The sequence below is a fragment of the Pseudomonas sp. EGD-AK9 genome, from assembly GCF_000465935.2.
Taxonomy (GTDB): domain Bacteria; phylum Pseudomonadota; class Gammaproteobacteria; order Pseudomonadales; family Pseudomonadaceae; genus Aquipseudomonas.
This window is the reverse complement of the sequence record NZ_AVOF01000558.1, coordinates 1-1,382: the sequence shown is the minus strand read 5'-3', so window position 1 is coordinate 1,382 and position 1,382 is coordinate 1. Positions and strand designations below refer to the sequence as shown.

Annotated in this window: 1 protein-coding gene and 1 pseudogene; both read left to right on the top strand. The window is 69.8% G+C overall.

What is annotated here, in order from left to right; translation table 11 throughout:
- Window positions 1–1,200, top strand: a 1,200-nt coding sequence (locus N878_RS20550; protein ID WP_031303623.1) for a YhdP family protein, incomplete at its 5' end; no start/stop codon positions are given.
- A 39-nt stretch (window positions 1,201–1,239) separates the two neighbouring features.
- Window positions 1,240–1,382: pseudogene (locus tag N878_RS28525) on the top strand (carbon-nitrogen hydrolase family protein); the annotation flags it as partial.

Genomic DNA, 1,382 nt, shown 5'->3' with positions numbered 1-1,382 from the left:
AGCTCGTCGAGCCAGGGCCTGCGCCTGCGCGGCCGGCTCGACGAGCTGGACTGGGACGCCTGGCAGCAGGTGCGCCAGCGTCATGCGGTGAGCGTGGATGCCGAGAGCCAGCGCCTGTTCAAGGACGCCCAGCTGCGGATCGAGCGTTTCCGCGGCTTCGGCGGTGAGCTCAACGATCTGCAAGTGGGCCTGGCGCGCGAGGGCCAGGCCTGGGCCCTGCAACTGGACAGCGAACTGGCGGCCGGCCGCGTGCTGCTGGCCGATGCGGCGGAGACGCCGATTCGCGTGGAGCTCGATTACCTGCGCCTGCCGCCCGCCGATCCGGACAAGCCGGCGGATGCGCCGGACCCGCTGGCGGCCGTCGACCCGCGGCAGATTCCGGCGCTGGATATCCGCATCGGCGAGGTGCGGCGCGGCGCCAAGATTCTTGGTGCCTGGTCGCTGCAGGCGCGCCCGGAGGCGGACGGCGTGCGTTTCGACCAGCTCGATCTTGACCTGCAGGGCCTCAAGGTCGGCGGCAGTGCCGGCTGGCGCGGCGCGCCGGGGGCTACGCGCAGCTGGTACCAGGGCCGTCTGCAGGGCAAGGACCTGGCCAAGGTGCTGCTGGCCTGGGGCTATGCCCCCAGCGCCACCAGCGAGAGCTTCCGCCTGGATATCGACGGCAACTGGCCGGGCTCGCCGGCCTGGCTGTCGCTCAAGCGCTTCTCCGGCAGCCTGGAACCGGCGCTGCGCAACGGCCAGTTCGTCGAGGTGCAGGGTTCGGCGCAGGCGCTGCGGGTGTTCGGCCTGCTCAATTTCGACTCCATCGGCCGCCGCCTGCGCCTGGATTTTTCCGACCTGCTCGGCAAGGGCCTGAGCTACGACCGGGTCAAGGGGCGGCTGCAGGCCAACGACGGCCTGTTCGTCACCCGCGAGCCGATCGTGCTGAGCGGCCCGTCGAGCAACCTGGAGCTCAACGGCAACCTCGACATGCGCAACGAGCGGATCGACGCCAAGCTGCTGGTGACCCTGCCGGTGACCAACAACCTGCCGCTGGCCGCGCTGATCGTCGGCGCCCCGGCCATCGGCGGCGCGCTGTTCGTCGTCGACAAGCTGCTCGGCGACCGCGTGGCGCGCTTCGCCAGCGTGCAGTACGACGTCAAGGGCCCCATGCAGAGTCCGCAGATCAGTTTTGACAAGCCTTTCGAGAAACCCAGGTAAGCTGTCAGCCATCCGCTTCCATCCCATATCGGGTATGCCATGACCTTTGCCGTGATCCAGATGGTCAGTCAGGACGACGTGCTGGCCAATTTGACCCAGGCCCGCCAACTGCTGGAACAGGCGGCGGCCGGCGGCGCGCGCCTGGCGGTGCTGCCGGAGAACTTCGCCGCCATGGGCCGCCG